Here is a 19,588-nt window from a genome sequence, read left to right as displayed (position 1 = left end):
AGGAGCGGGCCCTTTCCGTGTGCGGGGCGCCTGGCGTCGTCCGACGCCGGATGCCGTCGGTGCTCTGCGCGCCCGGTAGGCGCACTCAGGCGAGACGGTCGCCGTCGTCCCGCACGAAGGGCCGTGACCGTGGCGCTGTCGGTGCCTAGGCCCGGCACCCACGGGAGCCGCGGCGACGCGGTCGCTCAGCCGAACACCACGCAGGACGCGGCGGGCGCCTCGACCGACCCACCGCGGCGCGGCACGCCCGTGTCCGGGTCCACGACGAACCAGGTCACGTCGCCGGAGCGCTCGTTGGCGGCGTACAGGAAGCGGCCCGAGGGATCGACGGTCAGCGCGCGGGGCCAGACGCCGCCACAGGGCACCGTGGCGACCAGTCGGAGTCCCTCGCCCACCGCGTCGGGCGTGAGGACGGAGACGACGTCCTGGCCACGTGTGGCGGTCCACACGAAGCGGCCGTCGGGCGAGACGGCGATGCCCGACGGGAACGCGTCACCGTCCGGGACACCGGTCAGCACCGGCGTCTCGCCGACCGGCCGCAGCGAGCCCTCGGCGGCATCCCAGCGGCAGACCGTGACGGTCGGGGCGAGTTCGTTGAGGACGTAGGCGTGTTCGCCGCCGGGGTGGAAGGCGAGGTGGCGCGGCCCGGAACCGGGGCGCAGGGCGATCTCGCGGTGCACGGTGAGTTCGCCGCCGTCGAGGGCGCAGACACGGACGGAGTCCGTGCCGAGGTCCACGCTGACCGCCCAGCGGCCGGTGGGGTCGGGCTGCACCTGGTGGGCGTGCGGGCCCTGTTGGCGGGGCGTGTGCGGTCCCGAACCGGTGTGGCGGAGCACGCTGGACGCGGCCCCGGCGAGACCGCCGCCGGGACGCACGGGCAGGACGGAGACGCTGCCGGAGCCGTAGTTGGCGGTCAGCACGTGTCCGTCGAAGACGCTCAGGTGCGTGGGGCCACTGCCGCCGATCCGGGTCGGCGGGCCGGTCAGTTCCGGTTTGTCGGCGTGCACGCGGTAGGCGGCCACGGCACCGTCGGCCGTCTCGCTGACGGCGTAGAGGTGGTCCCCGGCAGGAGACAGGGCCAGGTACGAGGGGTCGGGGACTCCGTCGACCGCGCTCAGGACGGTCAGCGCGCCATTGTCCGGGTCCACGGCCGCGGTGAGGACACCGCGACCTCCCGCCGCCGTGAACGAGCCGATGTACGCCCTCTGTTGCCGCCTGCCGCCGCCTGTCACAGCTGTCCCCTCTCGGTCCCGCCTGCTCGGGGGCGACGGTAGCAGCCGGGGTCCTGCGGTCTAGACCAGGGCCGGTGTACGGGCACCGATGGCCGCCAGGCCTCACGCCGGCCGCGTGCACGAACGCGTCGGCCCGCGCCTCCGCGGGGGCGGTGTCCTTCGCCTCCGCGTGGTCCGGCCGTGTCCGGGCACCCGGAGGCCGAGGCGCTTCGGACGTCCCGCGTCACAAGTCGCCCGCGCCCCGGGCTCGTTCGAGTGCCTCCGGGTGGTGCACGTAGGCCGGGTTCCGTTCGACGGTCTCATAGGTGCGATGGAAGACCGGCGTGGCACTGGCGGAGATCGGCGGCACGATCCACGACCACTCGGCGCCCACCCGGCGGCCCTTCCGTTCCTCGCGGCCCAGGTGCGTGAGGAAGCGCCGGGACTCGGTGTGGTGGTCGGTGACCGTGACCCCGGCGCTGTCGAAGGAGTGCAGGACGGAACGGTTCAGCTCGACCAGGGCGCGGTCCTTCCACAGGGAGCGGTCGGTACGGGTGTCGAGGCCGAGGCGTTCGGCGACGACGGGCAGCAGGTCGTAGCGGTCGGTGTCGGCGAGGTTGCGGGCGCCGATCTCGGTGCCCATGTACCAGCCGTTGAACGGCGCGGCGGGGTAGCAGATGCCGCCGATCTCCAGGCACATGTCGGAGAGGGCGGGCACCGCGTGCCAGCGCAGGCCGAGGGAGGGCCACCAGGCGTGCTCCGGGTGCGTGAGATCGACTTCGAGGACCGCGTCCTCGGGCAGCTCGAACCAGCGCGGCCGGGCACCGGCGTCCTGGACCAGCAGCGGCAGGACGTCGAAGGGGGTGCCGGGGCCGCCGGGCCAGCCGAGCCGGCGGGCGGCGTCGGTGAGGCCGGTGTTGCGCGGGTCGCCGGTCACGCCGCCGTCGGGACGCGGGTACCCGGCGTACCGGACGAGCTGTTCGTTCCAGATCCTGGGGGCCGGCCGGTCCGGCGCGTCGGGCGCGAAGACGGTGATGAGGGCCCGGATGCGGCCGTCACGGGTGGCTTCGCGCAGGTGCTCCGCGCACTCCTCCGCGACCCCCTGTGCGTCCCGCACGTCCCTGCGGTCGCGCACCGTCAGCGAGTTCCAGTACAGCCGGCCGATGCAGCGGTTGGCGTTGCGCCAGGCGACCCGCGCGCCGAAGACCAGTTCGCCCGTGGTGTGCCGGTAGGTCCCCGTGTCCGCGATCTCCGCACGCACGGCGGCGAGACGGCCGGCCGGATCGCCGAGACGCTCCTCGGTGTGGTGCAGGACCACGAACTCACCGGCGGCGCGGAGCAGTTCGTGGAAGCCGGGGTCCGGCCGCTCCGGAACGGGAGCCGGACCGGGAGCCGGATCGGCGCGGTGCGTGCCCGTGCGCGCTCCCGGGGCGGTCCGGCCGTCCCCGGCGACGGGACAGCTCCGGTCGTCGTGCGCGGGGGCACCGGGGACCAGGCGACCCCGGAGCCCGGGGAGCGGCGGAGGCGGCACGGCGCCCGGGCCGGTCAGCAGCCGCGCCACGGCGTCGAGCCGCGCGTGCAGGGTGCGGGTGCCGGTGGCCGCGCCGGGGTGGCGGGCGTCCAGCGGGACGACCGACACGGAGGCACCCTCCGTCCGTGGCGCGTCGACGGGGACTCCCGGGTCGTCGGCGTATCTGAGGCGTTCCAGCCAGCCGCCCGGCCCCTCGCCGCCACCGGTCGGGGGCAGCCCGTCCGTGACGTCCCCGGCAGCCGCCGCGCCTCCGGTGCCCGCGTCCGTTCCCCTCGGGCCGTCCGCGCCACCGGTGTCCGTAACCCTCCGGCCGTCCGCCCCGCCGGTGCCCCCGTCGATCGGGCCGTCCGCGCCGCGCTCTTCGTGTCTGGTCCCGCGCGGGAAGTCGCGCATGGTGCCGCCCCCAAGAGATCCGCCCGCGGGGCCACTCCGGCACGGCCCGCGGTGTCCGTGCGTCCGATGGCCGCGGAGTTACCCGGCGGGAGTGTTGATCCACCCTGTACGTGGCCGGTAAATCTGCCCCATTCCGGGCATCGGTGTCCACCGAAACGGGACAGAACGCGGGACGGCGACGGGCGAGGGGGCGTCAGGCGCCGACGAGCCGGGAGCCGCGCAACGGCGTCGCCAGGTCGACGAGTGCCCGCTCCAGGCCATGGAGATGGGCGAGCGCCTGCTCGGCCCCGGGATGGTGTCCGGTAGCGCCGTGGTGAGCGTCCAGCGCGCCGCCCGGCACGGCGCCGACCAGGGCTTCCATCGCGGTCTCGACCCGTCGGCAGGCCGCCGTGAGGCGGGCGTCGTGGGAGGCGTCCGGATCGGCGGCGACGGCGGCGAGACCGCGTACCTCGCGGGCGCAGTCGTCGAGCAGGGCGAGGACCGCACGGGCTCGTGCCCGGCGTTCGCGCATGGGGTTGAGCGGGTGAACGAGGGGCGCGAGGGACAGCCGTACGCGCCCCAGGAGTGCTTCGAGCTCCCCCGCACGCGGCGCGGGGTCCGCCTGGGCGTCGCCCGCGAGGCGCCGGGCCGCCGCCGCGGTGCACCCGTGCACGGCGTGCAGGGCCCGCTCGATCCACCGGTCGGTCACGGCATGGGTCGTGATCGGCAGGACGAAGGCCACCGCGAGGGCCGCGCCGAGCGCGCCGACGGCGGTCTCGGCGAACCGGAGCCCGAGCAGACCCGGGTGCAGCACACCGAGCAGTCCGTACAGCAGACCGGCCATGACGGTGACGAAGAACATCATCCAGCTGTACGAGAGAGCCGCCGTGTAGAAGATCCCGAAGACGCACACGGCGACGAGCGCGGCGGTGGGCGCCGGCGCGCCGTGCAGCGGTACGGCGACCAGGAGCCCCGCCCCGATCCCGGCGACCGTGCCGACGACCCGCCGGAAGCCGCGGACCAGGGTCTCGCCGCGCGAGGCCGTGTTCACGAAGATCCACCAGGCGGTGCCGACGGCCCAGTACCAGCGGTCGTGCGAGAGCAACTGACCGGCGACGAGCGCGAAGGCGCAGGCCGCCGTCGCCTGGAAGGCCTGACGGGTGGCGGGGCGGGCGAGGCCGCGTCCGTCCAGCGGTACCGGCGCCGCGGGCAGGGGGGTGCGCCGCTCCACGCACCAGGCGCCGAAGCGCACCGCCGAGGACGCCGCGAGCGACAGCGCGACGGCCGCGTACAGCTGCGGGAGCTGGCCCGGGACGGCGTGCAGGAACTGCGTGGCGAAGAACATCATGAACGCGAAGATGCCGAGCGCGTGTCCGCGCGGTCCCCAGCGGCGGGCGTGGACCCCGGCGAAGACGACGGCGAGCCAGCTCGCGTCGCGCAGCGTCGGCGTGCCCTGCAGCGCGGTGGCGAGCGCCAGGACCGGCAGGCCGACGACCGGGAGCAGAGCGGTCGTGCCGGCCTGCCCGCGGACCGTCGGGTCACCGACGGTGAACAGGGCGAGGAGCGCCGCGAGTCCGCCGGTGACGGACGCGGGGAGCGAGAGCCCGGCCAGCTCGCACAGGGTCACCGCCAGGCCGATCCCGAGGACCGCCCGGAGCGAGACCCGCAGCCGGAACAGTCCCGGATCCGGAGCCATGAACATCTTCTTCACCGTCGGCCGCCCGCCCCCCACTTCGCCCTTCCGCACCGGTTCGACAGGCACGTCCGCGCATACGAAAGGCGCCGCGGGTCCGGTACGGCGACCTTGCCGTCCGGCGCTGCGCAGCGCCATGAATACGCACAAGGTAAGCAGGAGCGTGCGCCTGGCTCAACCGGCTCGCCCATGACTGGACCATTGGTACAGTGGCGCACGATCGTTGTCGGCCACAGAGAGGCCAACGGACCATGGCCGTGGACAAGCTGGACACCCGCATCCTGCGCCTGCTGCTGGAGCAGCCACGCACCAGCGTGCGCGAGTACGCCCGCATCCTCGGCGTCGCCCGCGGCACGCTCCAGGCCCGCCTGGACCGGCTGGAGCGGGACGGAGTGATCACCGGGACCGCACCGGCGCTCTCCCCCGCGGCCCTCGGGCACCCGGTGCTCGCCTTCGTGCACATCGAAGTCACGCAGGGCCATCTCGACGACGTGGGTGACGCCCTCGCCACCGTGCCGGAGATCATCGAGGCGTTCTCGATCACCGGTGGCGGTGATCTGATCACCCGCGTCGCCGCCCGCGACAACGCCCACCTGGAGGACGTGATCCAGTCCCTGATCAGCCTGCCCGGCGTGGTGCGCACCCGTACCGAGGTGACGCTGCGCGAGCGCGTCCCGCACCGGCTGCTGCCGCTGGTCGAGTCGATCGGGCGGGAAGCCGAGGGCTGAGGCGTGAGGGGGGCCACGACGGCCGGGAGGCGGTTGGCATCCTGGACCGCATGAGCGCTCTCGGCAGGATCTCGGTCATCTTCGATCTCGACGGAACGCTCGTGGACAGCGAACCGAACTACTTCGAAGCCGGACGTCAGACCCTCGCCGGGCAGGGGGTCACGGACTTCACCTGGGCCGACCACGAGCGGTACGTCGGTGTCAGCACCCGGGAGACCCTGGCGCTCTGGAGGGAGCGCTACGGACTGACGGCACCGCTCGACGACCTGCTGGCCGAGAAGAACCGCCGCTATCTGGAGCTGGCCCGCGCCTCCACACACGTCTATCCAGAGATGCGCGGGTTCGTGGAACTGCTGGCCGCCGAGGGCGTCCCGATGGCCGTGGCCTCGGGTTCCTCTCCCGAGGCGATCGCGGCGATCCTCACCGGGACGGGGCTGGCCGCTCTCGTGACGACCGCCGTCTCGGCCGACGAGGTCGCGCACGGCAAGCCCGCCCCCGACGTCTTCCTGGAGGCGGCACGCCGGCTCGGCGCCGATCCGTCCGGCTGCGTGGTCCTGGAGGACGCCGCACCGGGGGCGACCGCGGCACGCGCGGCCGGCATGCGCTGCGTCGCCGTTCCCTACGTCGCCGCGCAGGCCGGCGACCCCGCCTTCGCCGAGGCCGACCTCCTCTTCCGGGGCGGCCAGAGCGCGTTCACGGCACGCGCCGCGTACGACTGGCTCGCGGCCGAGGTCGCACGGTCCTGAGCGGGCGGGCCGTCCGACGGCGCACGGTCCTGAGCAGGCGGCCCGTCCGACGGCACGCGGCCCTGAGCAGGCGGCCCGTCCGACGGCGCACGGTCCTGGGACGGCGGCCCCTCCGAGGTCGCCGCGAGGGGATCTTCCAGCCCTTGTCCGTCGGCACTCGCGCAGAGTCGGTGCCCGCCTGACGGGCGCCGGCCGGGACCGGCACACGCACGGGCGGCGCCCGCTGTCGGTCCATGCGCGCACGGTCGGCGCCGTCTACCGGTCGGCGCCCGCAGGATGTGCGTCCGCCGGGTCCGCCCCGCCTCCCCGTCGGGCCAGGGCCGGCACGTCCGCCCGCTGGACGGGTCAGCGGCGGACGAGCACGGCGTGGGTGGCGGTGGGCGAACCGACGAGTTCGGCGACCCGGTAGCCGTCGATCCCGTCGCCGAGGTTGTCGAACAGGCGCTCGCCGCGACCCAGCAGCCGCGGGAGGACGGCGAGGTGCATCTCGTCGACGAGACCGGCGCGCAGGTACTGCTGGACGGTGGACGGGCCGCCGCCGATCCGGACGTCCTTGCCCGCCGCCGCCTCGACGGCGCGGGCGAGGACCGTCTCGACGGGCTCGTCGGTGAAGTGGAAGGTCGTCCCGCCCTCCATCGTGACGGAGGGCCGCAGGTGGTGCGTGTGCACGAACACGTCGTGGTGGAAGGGCGGGTCGGCCCCCCACCAGCCCGTCCAGGACTCGTCCTCCCAGGGTCCGCGCCGGGGCCCGAACATGTTGCGGCCCATGATCGTCGCGCCGATGTTCTCCTCGCCGCGTGCCACGTACTCGACGTCGACGCCGCCCTTGCCGTCCGCCAGATCGCGCAGCGCGGCGAACATCCAATCGTGCATCCCGTCGAAGCCCTCGCCGAGCGGGTGCTCCAGCCGCTGGTGGGGACCGGCGGCGTAGCCGTCCAGCGAGACGGTGATGTCGTGTACGCGCAGCTTCGCCATGGCGTGCTCCCGAGGTCGTCGTTCTCCGCTCTCACCCGGGCGTCGAACGGGAGGGGGCCGGATCGACAGCCGGATGCGGAAAGTTCGCAATCGATGGCGCCCGGCCCGCCGTGCGCGGGGCGATCACCGGGCCGGGCCCGGTGGTGCGCGGCTTCCGTCAGCGCGCCGCCGAGGGCGGCGGCAGGCGCAGCCCGGCGAGGTCCGGCGGGATGGGGCTGTCGGGGCGGAAGAACGGAGCGGCTTCCGCGTCGGCGGCGGTGGCCGGCGCGTCGGTCAGCCGGAACCGCTCCCGCAGCCGGCCGTAGAAGTCGGTCGGTCGCAGCCGGATGAGGCGGACCCGCTGCGGGGCCCGGAAGACCCCGATCCAGTCGCCCGGATCGACGACGCCGCGCAGTTGGCCGTCGATGCTGACGGCGGCCTGACCCGAGTGGGGCAGCACCCGCAGGGCGACGGGCTCGTCCGGCGCGGCCACCACGCTGCGGTTGAAGGTCATGTGGGGGGCGATCGGCGTGAACACCACCGCGTCCATGTGCGGGGAGAGCACGGGACCGCCGGCGGCGAAGCTGTACGCCGTCGATCCGGTGGGCGTGGCGACGGCGAAGGCGTCCGCGGAGTAGGAGGCCAGTCGCCGTCCGGCGATGTAGACGCCGACGCTGACCTGGCGGTCCCGGGCCAGCTTCTCGAGGACGACGTCGTTCAGGGCCATGACGTCCAGGGCGACCCCCCAGCCGTCCCCCTCGGTCGTCTCGGGCCGGACCAGGGGCGGCGGCAGCGCGGGGCCACGCCCGTAGTGGAGCAGGGCCTCCATGCCCGCGGGGATCTCCAGGGCCCGGGACGCGCGCATGGTGAGGGTCATGCGCTCCTCGACCACCGCGTGGCCGTCGTGGACGGAGTCGAGCGCCTCGGTCACCTCGGCCGCGGGCACCTCGGTGAGGAAGCCGACCTTGCCGAGGTCGACGCCCAGCACACTGGCGTCGCTCTTGAGGGCGATGCGGGCGCCACGGAGGAAGGTGCCGTCGCCGCCGAGCGTGACGACGAGGTCCGGGTTTCCGGCCGCTTCGGCCTCCGCCCGGCCGCCTCGGCGCTGGTGGTCCTTGGCCCACACGTCGATCTCGGTGCACCGGATGCCGCGCGCCGCGCACCAGTCGTGCACGGCGCGGGCGGCGTCGTCGGCCTCCGTCCGTCCCTGGTGGACGACCAGTCCGACACGGCGTACGGCCACGACAACCTCCGGGTCCGGGACTGAACACGATCCTTCCACGAATTACGCATTCCGGTACGGGGAGGCGGCGCTCGGGGGATTCCGGGGCCCGGGACGGAATGCGGCACCCGAAGACGAGTGGAGACGCGGCTGACCGTGCGCTCGGCCCTCAACTTCGTTGACCGTGAGTCAACTTCAGCCACTCTGGCATCCGACCGAACATTGAACGACTATCGTTCCGAATTGACGTCTCCTGAGCGACTGTTTCGGCTCGGAGATCTCGTCACGGCCATTTTCGGTCGGATAGCGCAATCACTCGATCGACCCCTTGGAAGGTACTTTCGTGATCAACAGCAATCACGGGACTGATTACGAGAGCATGCGGCTCGATCGCACCGGTCAGGCGAACGCCTTCGACTCCATCGGCGACCGCTACGACGAGGCCTTCCCGCACAAGGAGGGCCAGGTCGCGGCCGGCACCTGGCTGGTCGAGTCGCTCGCCGCCGGGTCGCGCGTGCTGGACCTGGGGTGCGGAACGGGGGTACCGACCGCGCGCCAGCTGGCGGACGCCGGCCTGGAGGTCACGGGCATCGACCTGTCGCCCGGCATGGTGAAGCTCGCCGGCGAGTCCGTCCCCGAGGGCACGTTCCACCAGGCCGACATCGCGGACCTGCGGCCGGGCGGCCCCCGCGACCTCGGCCGCTTCGACGCGGTCGCCGCCTTCTTCTCGCTGCTGATGCTGCCCCGCGCCGAGATTCCTCTCGCGCTGCGGACGATCCGTCATCTGCTCGTCCCCGGGGGCCTGTTCGCCCTGTCGATGGTCGAGGCCGACGTGGACAACTTCGCCATCCCGTTCCTGGGGAACACGATCAGGGTGTCCGGCTATCTGCGGGAGGACCTGCACAAGGTCGTCGAGGCGGCCGGTTTCGAGATCGTCGACGAGACCTCGTACACGTACGCCCCCTCGGTGGCCGACGTCCCGCCGGAGGAGCAGGTCTTCCTCTGCTGCCGGCGGAGCGACTGAGGAGGCCGGTCCGAGCCGCGGACCGCGCACCCACCGGACGGGACAGATCGCGTGACCGAGCACCACATCGCCCATGAGGGCACTCCCCTGCCGCACGGCCTTCCCTCGTCCGCCGCGGTGTCCGTCGCACCTGCCGTGGCGGCGGCCGGGACGCCCGTCGCCCCGACGGGTCCGCCCGGCGTGACGACCGGCCCGGTGGCCACGGTGACCGAGGACGGCCTGCCGCAGACGGACCGTCTGCGGTACCTCGACGTGGCGACACGGCGGATCGCCCGCGGGATGGACCTCGACGAGACGCTCCGGGAGCTGCGACGGGCCGCCGTCCCCGCGTTCGCCGACGCCATCCACATCCATCTCGACGACCCGCTGCCGGTGGGGGCGGAACGGCCGGCCGCACCCGTCGTGCTGCGCCTGCACGGCGGCGAGGTCCCCGGCCCGCCGGCCACCGGGAACGCGCCGGGGGCTCCGCCCGTCGACGGCCCTTCGGCACCCGTCCTCCCGGAGGTCGCCGAGCGAGTGGAGCCGGCCGGCGGCGGGCGTCTCGCGGAACTGCTGCTGGACGGACGTCCCGCCTTCGGGGACGCACCCGGGAACGCGTCCGCCGTCGACGAACTGCTCGCATCCGGCGGTCACCCGCCCGGCCCGCTGGCGCCGGGCCACCGCCTGATCATCGCCCCGCTGCACGGCAGCCATCACGTCATGGGCACGGTCGTGCTGCTCCGGTGCGCCGACCGCCCGGCGTTCACCGGGGACGACCTGCTCGTCGCCTCGCAACTGGCCACCCACACCGCGCTCGGGGTGCAGAAGGCGGTGATGTACGGCCACGAGGCCGCCGTGGCGGACACGCTGCAGCACACCATGCTCCCGTCGTCGCTGCCCGAACCCACCGGCGTACGGCTGGCCAGCCGCTATCTGCCCGCCTCGAAGACCGCCCAGGTCGGCGGCGACTGGTACGACGCGATCCCGCTGCCCGGCAACCGGGTCGCGCTCGTCGTCGGCGACGTCATGGGGCACTCCATGACGTCCGCCGCGATCATGGGCCAGCTCCGCACCATCGTGCAGACCCTCGCCGGCCTCGACCTGCCGCCCCACGAGGTGCTGCACCATCTCGACGAGCAGGCCCAGCGGCTCGGCAGCGATCACATGGCGACCTGTCTCTACGCCATCTACGACCCGATATCGCATCGCCTGCTGATGGCCAACGCCGGACATCCGCCCGCCGTGCTGCTGCACGAGGACGGCCGTGCCGAGGTGCTGGACGTCCCGCCCGGCGCCCCGATCGGTGTCGGAGGTGTCGTCTTCGAGTCGGTGGAGATGGCCGCGCCCACCGGGGCGACCCTGGTGCTGTACACGGACGGGCTGGTCGAGTCGCGCACCACCGACGTGGGGAGCGGCGTGGAGGAGCTGCGGCTCCGCCTGCAGACCACCGCCACCGGGCCCGCCTCGCTGGAGACACTGTGCGACCACGTCCTCGGGACGCTCGGCCCGGGCACCCGGGACGACGACATCGCCCTGCTCACCGCCCGGTTCGAGGGCTTCCCGCCGGACAGCGTCGCCTACTGGTACCTGGCCCCTCATCCGATGACCGCGGGCCAGGCGCGCCGGCTGATCCGCAGGGCCCTGCGGCGCTGGGGTCTGGACGCCCTGCTCGACACGACGGAGCTGATGGTCAGCGAGGTGGTGACGAACGCCGTGCGCTTCGCCTCGCGGCCGATCTCGCTGCGGCTGCTGCGCACCGAGGTGCTGCGCTGCGAGGTGACCGACGACTCGCCGCTGGTGCCCCGGATGCGGGAGGCCGCGCCGGGCGACGAGTGCGGCCGCGGTCTGTTCCTGGTCGACCAGCTCGCCCTGCGGTGGGGTGCGACGAGGGTGAGCAGCGGCAAGGTCGTCTGGTTCGAGCAGAAGATCCCCGCGAAGTAGCCGCGTGCGCCCGCGTGTTCACGGGAGTGGGCAAACCATCACCGGTTCCGGCCACGGCTCGTCCCGCCGCCGCCCGACGTCGTCACCGGAGCGTCCGCGTGTCCTTCCCGGGTCCCCGCGCGGCCGGCTCGTCGGGGGCCGCCGGATCGTCGTACGGGGATCGTAGGACAATGATCACCAGCGTGCCGGTGGAGCCCAGCGGGGCCGGGCACGGTCCACGAAGGAGTCGAGGGTGAGCGACACGGCAGCCGAAGCGACGGACCGGCGGGTCTTCGTCGACAAGCAGAGTCCGAAGGCCTATCACGCGCTGGTCGAGACGTCCGAGGCCGTGCGGGCCGTCGCCGCCGAAGCGGGCCTGGACCGGGTGCTGGTGGAGCTGGTCAACCTGCGGGTGTCCCAGATCAACGGCTGCGCCTTCTGCCTGGACGTGCACACCAGGGCGGCGCTGCGGGCCGGTGACTCCGCCCGGCGGCTCGGTGTCCTGGCCGCGTGGCGCGAGACCGAGCTGTTCACGGACCGGGAGCGTGCGGCGCTGGCCCTCGCCGAGGCGACCACCGAGCCCGCGAACGGCGGCGCGCAGGACACCGCCTACGCCGCGGCGCGACGGGTCCTGTCGGACGACGAGATCTCCGCGGTGATCTGGGTGGCGATCACCATCAACGCCTTCAACAGGGTCTCCGTGCTGAGTCGGCACCCGGTGCGCCCCACGCCTTGACCACACGCGGCACGCTCATCTCCGTTCGAGATGACTGACATCCCGAACCATCGCATCCGGTGAGGAAGATCGAGGCGCGGCCGGGCGCTTGTGCCCTGTGACGGCTTCGAAGGGGATGCCGTCACCGCACGGCGTTCCCACCCGAGCCGGGCTTCCCGGCCCACCTTTCGAGAAGGTGCACATGTCCGCATCGTCCGACGTCCGGACCTCCCGCCGCTCCGCACCGGCGCAGGCCGCCTCCGGCGTGCCCGGCCGGCTGGTCGCGCTGCTGGCCGTCGCCTCCGGGATGACGGTCGCCAACCTCTACTACGCCCAGCCCCTGCTCTCCTCGCTGAGCGACGTCTTCCACATCGGCACCTCGACGGCCGGAGCGCTCATCACGCTCACGCAGGTCGGCTACGTCCTCGGCATGCTGTTCCTGGTCCCGCTCGGCGACCGCCTGGAGAAGCGGAACCTGATCACCGCTCTGCTCACGGTCACCACGCTGGCACTGGTGGCGGCGGGTCTCGCGACCAGCTTCCCCATGCTGCTGATCGCCTCACTGGTCGCCGGAGCCACCTCGGTCGTCGCCCAGATCCTGGTGCCGTTCGCCGCGAGCCTCGCGCCCGACCATGCCCGCGGCCGCGTCGTCGGCCGCGTGATGAGCGGTCTGCTCACCGGCATCCTGCTCTCCCGCACCCTGAGCAGCCTCGTCTCCGACGTGGCCGGCTGGCGGGTCGTCTTCCTCGGCTCCGCCGGTTTGATGGCACTCCTGGCCGTGGCACTGCGGGTGGCCCTGCCCGAGCACGCCCCCACCACGACGATCCCCTACCACCACGTTCTGCGCTCCACGCTCCGTCTGGTGCGCACCCACCCGGTGCTGCTGCGCCGGGGGCTCTACCAGGCGGCGATGTTCGGAGCGTTCAGCGCCTTCTGGACGACGGTCTCCTTCGTGCTGACCGGTCCCCGCTTCCACTACTCCCCTGTCGGGGTGGGTGTGTTCGCCCTGGTCGGTGCCGCGGGCGCGGCGGTCGCCCCCTTCGCGGGCCGGTGGGCCGACCGAGGCCTGGTCCGTCCGATGACGGGCGCCGCGTTCGTGGCCGCCGCGCTGGCCTTCGCGGTCGCGGGCTTCGGCGGGCACAGCGTCGTCCTGATCGCCGTGGCGGCGATCCTGATCGACATGGCCGTGCAGACCACGCTGATCCTCGGCCAGCACACGATCTACCAGCTCGACGCGGGCGCGCGGGCCCGGCTCAACAGCGCTTTCATCGCCACGTTCTTCGTGGGCGGCGCGCTCGGTTCGCAGCTCGGATCGGTCGTCTACCACGCCGGCGGCTGGACGGCCCTGACACTCCTGGGCGCTGCGCTTCCTCTGCTGGCGCTCCTCTACTGGACCACGGAGCGCGGCCACCGCACGACGAGTTGAGCAGGCATGACGTGGCGTCATATGAGGTCGCGTACGGACGCGTTGGAGCCGACGGTCCCTGAGGGCCGTCGGCTCCACGCGTGCCGGTGAGGAGGAACGGGCCGGTGCCGTCTCGTGCCGTCTCAGCCGAGGAAACTCAGCCGGACCTGACGGTTCGGGTTGTCCTTGTTCGTGTCGACGAGACACACCGACTGCCATGTGCCCAGCTCCAGACTCCCGTCCACCACCGGCAGGGTGGCGTGCGGCGGGACGATCGCCGGAAGGACGTGGTCCCGGCCGTGGCCGGGGCTGCCGTGGCGGTGCTGCCAGCGGTCGTCGGCGGGGAGCAGGGTGTGCAGCGCGGCAAGGAGGTCGTCGTCGCTGCCCGCGCCGGTCTCGATGACGGCGATCCCGGCGGTGGCGTGGGGCACGAAGATGTTCAGGAGACCGTCGCGGCCCGCCGCGACCTCACGGAGGAAGGCCTCGCAGTCGCGGGTCAGGTCGACGACCGTCTCGGACGATCCGGAGGAGACGTTCAGGACGTGCGTGGTGAAGGCATCGGACATGTTCCAATCCTCTCCCATACGCCGGATTCCGCACCCGACCGACCGCCCGCGCAGTGATACGCGGGGTCCATTCCGCGAGACACCGTTGACCGCGCACCAACAAGCTGGCTAGTTTCTGCCGCATGTTGCGTTCAGCCCTGCTCACCACGCGCGGTCACATCGACCTGCTGCGGGTGGCCTCCGCCGCGTGTCGCCGCGGCTGCTGACGACCTTGCCTCTCTAGCACCGCAGCGCTCTCGCGCCCCGCCCCACCCGCACGTCCGGCTCTCCCGTGTCCGCACGCCGAGCCGCCGACGTGTCGGGGTTCCGGCGTACCCCCTTCCGGACGCTCTCCTCCTCCCGTGGAGCCTTCATGAGCATCAGTCACGCCCCGCCCGGCTCGTCCGGGCCGGATATGTCGCCCATATCCAAGGACGGCCCCTCGGACCAAGCCGCGAACGGACCGGCCCACGCGGCACCCGAGCTCGAACCCATCGTTCCCGCCTCCACCCGGCGCGCCCGCGTGCCGCGCTGGCTGCGTCGCACCTCCGGACCTCTCCTGCTGCTCGCCCTGTGGCAACTCCTGAGCAGCACAGGGGTGTTGACCCCCGACGTCCTCGCGTCTCCGGGCACCATCGCCCGGGTCGGCCGAGACCTGATCACGGACGGTTCGCTGCCCGGGGCGATGGGCGTCTCCCTGCAACGCGTCGCCGTCGGCCTCCTCCTCGGCACCCTCGTCGGCACCGGACTCGCCCTGGTCTCGGGGCTGTTCCGCATCGGCGAGGACCTGGTGGACGCCTCCGTGCAGATGCTGCGGACGGTGCCCTTCGTCGGCCTCATCCCGCTGTTCATCATCTGGTTCGGCATCGGCGAGACCCCGAAGGTCGCGATCATCACCCTCGGGGTGTCGTTCCCGCTGTATCTGAACGTCTACGCCGGCATCCGCGGCGTCGACTCCCAGCTCATCGAGGCGGGTGAGTCCCTCGGCCTGTCCCGGTGGGGACTCGTGCGGCACGTGATCCTGCCGGGTGCGCTGCCCGGCGCGATGACGGGACTGCGCTACTCGCTCGGCATCGCCTGGCTCGCACTGGTCTTCGCTGAGCAGATCAACGCCGACGCCGGTATCGGCTTCCTGATGGTCCAGGCGCGCGACTTCCTGCGGACCGACGTGATCGTGGTCTGCCTGATCGTCTACGCCTTCCTCGGCCTGCTCGCCGACTTCGTCGTCCGTACCCTCGAAAGGCTGTTGCTGCAATGGCGACCGACGTTCACGGGCCGGTGAGCCCCGAGGCGACCCCGGCTGTACGGGTCGAGGGCCTCACCCGCTCCTTCGACGGCCGGGCCGTCATCGATCACCTCCGACTCGACGTGCGGCCGGGCGAGTTCGTGGCCCTCCTCGGACGCAGTGGCTGCGGCAAGTCGACGCTGCTGCGCATCCTCGCCGGACTCGACCGCGACATCGAGGGCACTGTCCTGGTTCCGCGCCGCAAGGCGGTGGCGTTCCAGTCGCCCCGGCTGATGCCGTGGAAGAAGGTGTGGCGCAACGTGCTGCTCGGGCTGCCCGGGAAGCCCGGCCGCGCACAGGCCGAGCGTGCGCTGACCGAGGTCGGTCTCACCCACCGCTCGGACGCCTGGCCCAAGACACTGTCCGGCGGTGAGGCGCAGCGCGCGTCGCTGGCCCGGGCCCTGGTCCGCGAACCCGACCTGCTGCTGCTCGACGAGCCGTTCGGCGCACTCGACGCCCTGACCCGCATCAAGGCGCAGCGGCTCGTCGGCGAGCTGTGGCAACGCAGGGGCTGCGCCGTCCTGTTGGTGACCCATGACGTCGAGGAGGCCGTGCTGCTGGCCGACCGTGTCCTGGTGATGGACGACGGCGTCATCGCCTACGAGACCCGCGTCGACCTGGAACGCCCCCGCGACATCGCCGATCCCCGGTTCGCCGCACTCCGGGCCGGGCTGCTGGAACGGCTCGGCGTCGACACCGCCGCCGAGGCCGCCTGAATCCGGCCGTCCCGCCCGCCGGTCCACCTCATTTCGCCCCACCGGCCGGCACGCCCGTTCACCGCACCTCGCTTCACCACACCTCGCTTCACCTCGCTCACCTCACTTCGGTTCACCCACCTCCACGAACGGAACCTCATGCGACGACGTCCCGTCCCCGCCGCCCTGCTGCTGCCCCTGACCCTGCTGCTCGCGGCCTGCGGCGGAAACTCCGCGGCCGAGACCAGCACGGGTTCCGGAACCGACGGCAAGGGCTCCCTCACGCTCAACGTCGGTGACCAGAAGGGCGGTTCCGAGGCGGTTCTCCGGGCCGCCGGTGAGCTCAAGGACCTCGACTACACGATCAAATGGTCGACGTTCACCTCCGGCCCACCGCTCCTGGAGGCCGTCAACGCCAAGGCCGTCGACATCGGCGGCGTCGGCAACACGCCGCCCGTCTTCGCGGCCGGGGCGCACTCGAAGATCTCAGTGGTGGCCGCCTGGCACGGCAACTCCCAGGGCGAGGCCATCCTCGTACCGAAGGGCTCGACGCTGCGGAAGCCCGAGGAGCTGAAGGGCAAGTCCATCGCCGTGGCGCAGGGTTCGTCCGCGCACTACCAGCTGATCGCCTCGCTCAAGAAGGCCGGGCTCACTCCGGCCGACGTCAAGGTGAAGTACCTGCAGCCGGCCGACGCGCTGGCCGCGTTCACCAGCGGCAGGGTGGACGCGTGGGCGGTGTGGGACCCGTACACCTCGCAGGTGTTGCAGGCGAAGCAGGGGCGGATCCTGGCCGACGGCGAGGGGGTCGTCAACGGGCTCAGTTTCCAGGTCGCGGCGCCCGGCGCGCTGCGGGACAAGAAGAAGACGGCGGCCGTCAGGGACTATCTGGAGCGGCTGCGCCGCGCCCAGGACTGGGTCTACGAGCACCCGGACGCGTGGGCGAAGGTGTGGGCGAAGGACACCGGCCTGCCGTACGAGGTGGCGCTCGCGTCGGTGAAGCGGACCAACGCGAGCCGCATCGCGGTCGCGGTCGACAAGCCGCTGATCGCCTCCGAACAGGCCATCGCCGACACCTTCACCGGTCTGAAACTGCTGCCGGGCAAGGTCGACTTCAGTGGTTTCGTGGACCCCCGGTTCAACGGTGACCTGCCGGCGTCGACCACCGCTCCCCGTGTCTTCAAGGAGTCCTGATGACCGTTCACCTGCACTGGTTCCTGCCGACGGGCGGCGACGGCCGGACCCTGGTGGACCGGCACGCCTACACCGGCAACACCCTCGACCGGTCACGCCGGCCGAGCGGTGTGCGCGCGCCGGACATCGAGTACCTGGCCCAGATCGCCAAGGCGGCCGAGCAGTTGGGCTTCGAGGCGGTGCTCACCCCGACCGGCACCTGGTGCGAGGACGCCTGGCTGACGACGGTGGCGCTCGCCCAGCACACCGAGCGGCTGAAGTTCCTGGTGGCGTTCCGGCCGGGTGTCATCTCGCCGACGCTCGCGGCCCAGATGGCGGCCACGTACCAGCGGGTGACGCGCGGGCGGCTGCTCCTGAACGTCGTCACCGGCGGCGACTCGGCCGAACAGCGGCGTTTCGGGGACCACCTCGGGCACGACCAGCGGTACGCCCGGACGGACGAGTTCCTCTCGGTCGTCCGCGGGGTGTGGAGCGGGCAGCCGTACGACTTCGACGGCGTTCACTACCAGGTCGAGGGCGGTCTGACGGCGCTGCCGCCCGACCCGCTCCCGGAGGTCTTCTTCGGCGGCTCCTCGGCCGCGGCGGGGCCGGTCGCGGCCCGGCACGCGGACGTCTACCTCACGTGGGGCGAGACCCCGGCCCAGGTGAAGGAGAAGACGGACTGGATCCGCGGTCTCGCCGAGCGCGAGGGGCGCACGGTCCGGTTCGGCATCCGGCTGCACACGATCTCGCGGGACTCGTCGGCCGAGGCGTGGGCGACCGCGAACCGGCTGCTCGACGATCTCGACGGGGACACCGTCGCGGCCGCGCAGGCGGCGCTCGGGCGGAGCGAGTCGGTGGGCCAGCAGCGGATGCTGGCGCTGCACGGCGGTTCCCGCGACGGCCTGGAGATCTCGCCGAATCTGTGGGCGGGCGTCGGCCTGGTGCGCGGCGGCGCGGGCACGGCCCTGGTGGGCAGCCACGCCGAGGTCGCCGACCGGATCGAGGAGTACCACGCGCTGGGTGTCGAGCACTTCGTGCTCTCGGGATATCCGCACCTGGAGGAGGCGTACTGGTTCGGGGAAGGCGTGATCCCCGAGCTGGCGACGCGGGGGCTGCTGTCGGCCGCGACGGAGGCCGGCCCAGGCGGTGGTGCGCCGCTGCTCGTGGCCGGCGGCCGGTGACACCGGCCCCGTCGGGTGGCTCACACCGGGCCGCCCGGCGGGAAGATCCCGGAGCCCGGCCCGGTTGGTAGAAGCGTGAACGACACAGGGGTACGCGCGCGTGAGGTCGATGTGGTCGTGGTCGGCGCGGGCCAGGCCGGCCTGTCCAGCGCCTACCACCTGCGGCGTAGCGGCTACGAGCCCGAGCGCGACTTCGTCGTCCTCGACCACGCGCCGCGCCCGGGTGGCGCCTGGCAGTTCCGGTGGCCGTCGCTGACGTTCGGCAAGGTGCACGGGATGCACGAGCTGCCGGGGATGGAGCTCACGGACGCCGACCCGGACCGCCCCTCGGCGGAGGTCGTCGGGGAGTGCTTCGACGCCTACGAACGCGCCTTCGACCTGCGGGTGCGGCGCCCCGTGGACGTCACGGCGGTCCGGGAGGGGTCCGCCGGCCGGCTGCTCGTGGAGACGGACGACGGGGCGTGGTCCGCGCGGGCTCTGATCAACGCGACCGGCACCTGGGACCGGCCGTTCTGGCCGCGCTATCCGGGCCAGGAGACCTTCCGCGGACGGCAGTTGCACACGGCGCAGTACCCGGGCCCGGAGGAGTTCGCCCAGCGGCACGTGGTGGTCGTGGGCGGTGGTGCGTCGGGCACTCAGCATCTGATGGAGATCGCGGCGTACGCCGCCGCGACCACGTGGGTGACCCGGCGCCCTCCGGTCTTCCGGGAGGGTCCCTTCACGGAGGAGTTCGGGCGGGCCGCGGTCGCGCTGGTGGACGAACGCGTACGGCAGGGGCTTCCGCCCCGCAGCGTGGTCTCCGTGACCGGGCTGCCGCTGAACGACGCGATCCGGCAGGGTCTGGCCGACGGAGTGCTCGACCGGCGTCCGATGTTCGACCGGATCACCCCGGACGGGGTGGAGTGGGCGGACGGACAGCGGGTGGAGGCCGACGTGATCCTCTGGGCGACCGGTTTCCGGGCCGCCATCGACCATCTGGCTCCGCTGCGCCTGAGGGAGCCGGGCGGCGGCATCCGCGTCGAGGGGACCCGGGTGGTCGCCGATCCGCGCATCCATCTGGTCGGCTACGGGCCGTCCGCGAGCACGATCGGCGCCAACCGGGCCGGGCGGGCCGCGGTGCGGGACATCAGGAGGCTGACGGCGGCCTCGGCGGCCCCCGTGTGATGTCCCGTGCGGCGGTCCGCGTGGCCCGGTGCGACGCGCCGGTCC

The 19,588-nt window shown here is 73.0% G+C and carries 18 protein-coding genes; 12 read left to right on the top strand and 6 right to left on the bottom strand.

Annotated elements, in window-relative coordinates:
• Positions 1–185 precede the first annotated feature (185 nt).
• From OG406_RS34285 to OG406_RS34275, 3 genes are all read right to left on the bottom strand, one after another.
• The gene (locus OG406_RS34285; protein ID WP_267052229.1) at positions 186–1,232 is read right to left on the bottom strand and encodes a lactonase family protein; all 1,047 of its coding nucleotides are present in this window, start codon (positions 1,230–1,232) and stop codon (positions 186–188) included.
• 223 nt (positions 1,233–1,455) lie between these two features.
• Positions 1,456–2,553 (bottom strand): nitric oxide synthase oxygenase, encoded by a 1,098-nt coding sequence (locus tag OG406_RS34280; RefSeq protein ID WP_267052324.1) that lies wholly within the window; start codon positions 2,551–2,553, stop codon positions 1,456–1,458.
• Between the two features lie 775 nt (positions 2,554–3,328).
• Positions 3,329–4,816, bottom strand: a complete 1,488-nt coding sequence (locus OG406_RS34275) for an FUSC family protein (RefSeq protein WP_329189514.1) — start codon at positions 4,814–4,816, stop codon at positions 3,329–3,331.
• Between the two features lie 242 nt (positions 4,817–5,058).
• On the opposite strand from OG406_RS34275, the gene OG406_RS34270 reads away from it, so the two are divergent.
• Complete coding sequence (locus OG406_RS34270; RefSeq protein WP_266853673.1) at positions 5,059–5,535, top strand: Lrp/AsnC family transcriptional regulator; 477 nt, start codon at positions 5,059–5,061, stop codon at positions 5,533–5,535.
• A 50-nt stretch (positions 5,536–5,585) separates the two neighbouring features.
• Positions 5,586–6,281, top strand: coding sequence for an HAD family hydrolase (locus tag OG406_RS34265; RefSeq protein ID WP_329189513.1), 696 nt, complete (start codon positions 5,586–5,588; stop codon positions 6,279–6,281).
• A gap of 345 nt (positions 6,282–6,626) precedes the next feature.
• Here the strand turns inward: OG406_RS34265 and OG406_RS34260 are convergent, their stop codons facing one another.
• Both OG406_RS34260 and OG406_RS34255 read right to left on the bottom strand, forming a co-directional pair.
• Positions 6,627–7,256 (bottom strand): dihydrofolate reductase family protein, encoded by a 630-nt coding sequence (locus tag OG406_RS34260; RefSeq protein ID WP_164374508.1) that lies wholly within the window; start codon positions 7,254–7,256, stop codon positions 6,627–6,629.
• Between the two features lie 157 nt (positions 7,257–7,413).
• Positions 7,414–8,478 (bottom strand): NAD(+)/NADH kinase, encoded by a 1,065-nt coding sequence (locus tag OG406_RS34255; protein ID WP_267052232.1) that lies wholly within the window; start codon positions 8,476–8,478, stop codon positions 7,414–7,416.
• Between the two features lie 358 nt (positions 8,479–8,836).
• Between OG406_RS34255 and OG406_RS34250 the strand changes: the two genes are divergently transcribed.
• The 4 genes from OG406_RS34250 to OG406_RS34235 all read left to right on the top strand — a co-directional run bounded on the left by OG406_RS34250 (position 8,837) and on the right by OG406_RS34235 (position 13,521).
• Entirely contained in the window at positions 8,837–9,481 is a 645-nt protein-coding gene (locus OG406_RS34250; RefSeq protein ID WP_164374852.1) for a class I SAM-dependent DNA methyltransferase, read from the top strand.
• 51 nt (positions 9,482–9,532) lie between these two features.
• Positions 9,533–11,401 (top strand): SpoIIE family protein phosphatase, encoded by a 1,869-nt coding sequence (locus OG406_RS34245; RefSeq protein ID WP_443067125.1) that lies wholly within the window; start codon positions 9,533–9,535, stop codon positions 11,399–11,401.
• 232 nt (positions 11,402–11,633) lie between these two features.
• A complete protein-coding gene (locus OG406_RS34240) occupies positions 11,634–12,116 on the top strand; it encodes a carboxymuconolactone decarboxylase family protein (RefSeq protein ID WP_266853681.1) in 483 nt (160 codons plus the stop codon).
• 244 nt (positions 12,117–12,360) lie between these two features.
• On the top strand, positions 12,361–13,521 hold the full coding sequence (locus OG406_RS34235; protein WP_384807537.1) for an MFS transporter: 1,161 nt from the start codon (positions 12,361–12,363) through the stop codon (positions 13,519–13,521).
• A gap of 122 nt (positions 13,522–13,643) precedes the next feature.
• On the opposite strand, the gene OG406_RS34230 is transcribed toward OG406_RS34235, so the two are convergent.
• Positions 13,644–14,066 (bottom strand): secondary thiamine-phosphate synthase enzyme YjbQ, encoded by a 423-nt coding sequence (locus OG406_RS34230; protein ID WP_081222979.1) that lies wholly within the window; start codon positions 14,064–14,066, stop codon positions 13,644–13,646.
• Positions 14,067–14,188: 122 nt separating this feature from the next.
• Between OG406_RS34230 and OG406_RS39495 the strand changes: the two genes are divergently transcribed.
• From OG406_RS39495 to OG406_RS34205, 6 genes are all read left to right on the top strand, one after another.
• Positions 14,189–14,272, top strand: a complete 84-nt coding sequence (locus tag OG406_RS39495; protein ID WP_349817350.1) for a putative leader peptide — start codon at positions 14,189–14,191, stop codon at positions 14,270–14,272.
• A 146-nt stretch (positions 14,273–14,418) separates the two neighbouring features.
• Entirely contained in the window at positions 14,419–15,327 is a 909-nt protein-coding gene (locus OG406_RS34225; RefSeq protein WP_329189504.1) for an ABC transporter permease, read from the top strand.
• Positions 15,300–16,046 carry an ABC transporter ATP-binding protein gene (locus tag OG406_RS34220; protein WP_329189502.1) on the top strand — a complete coding sequence of 249 codons (747 nt, stop codon included), beginning with the start codon at positions 15,300–15,302 and terminating at the stop codon, positions 16,044–16,046. The genes OG406_RS34225 and OG406_RS34220 overlap by 28 nt, the downstream gene beginning before the upstream one ends.
• Positions 16,047–16,184: 138 nt before the next feature.
• A complete protein-coding gene (locus OG406_RS34215; RefSeq protein ID WP_164374513.1) occupies positions 16,185–17,216 on the top strand; it encodes an ABC transporter substrate-binding protein in 1,032 nt (343 codons plus the stop codon).
• Positions 17,216–18,379, top strand: coding sequence for an LLM class flavin-dependent oxidoreductase (locus tag OG406_RS34210; RefSeq protein WP_267052238.1), 1,164 nt, complete (start codon positions 17,216–17,218; stop codon positions 18,377–18,379). Before OG406_RS34215 ends, OG406_RS34210 begins: the two co-directional genes overlap by 1 nt.
• A 75-nt stretch (positions 18,380–18,454) precedes the next feature.
• Positions 18,455–19,543 (top strand): NAD(P)-binding domain-containing protein, encoded by a 1,089-nt coding sequence (locus tag OG406_RS34205; protein ID WP_329189499.1) that lies wholly within the window; start codon positions 18,455–18,457, stop codon positions 19,541–19,543.
• Positions 19,544–19,588 lie beyond the last annotated feature (45 nt).

Source organism: Streptomyces sp. NBC_01428 (assembly GCF_036231965.1).
Lineage (GTDB): Bacteria > Actinomycetota > Actinomycetes > Streptomycetales > Streptomycetaceae > Streptomyces.
The sequence above is the reverse complement of the archived record's forward strand: the minus strand, read 5'-3'. Positions and strand labels throughout refer to the sequence as shown.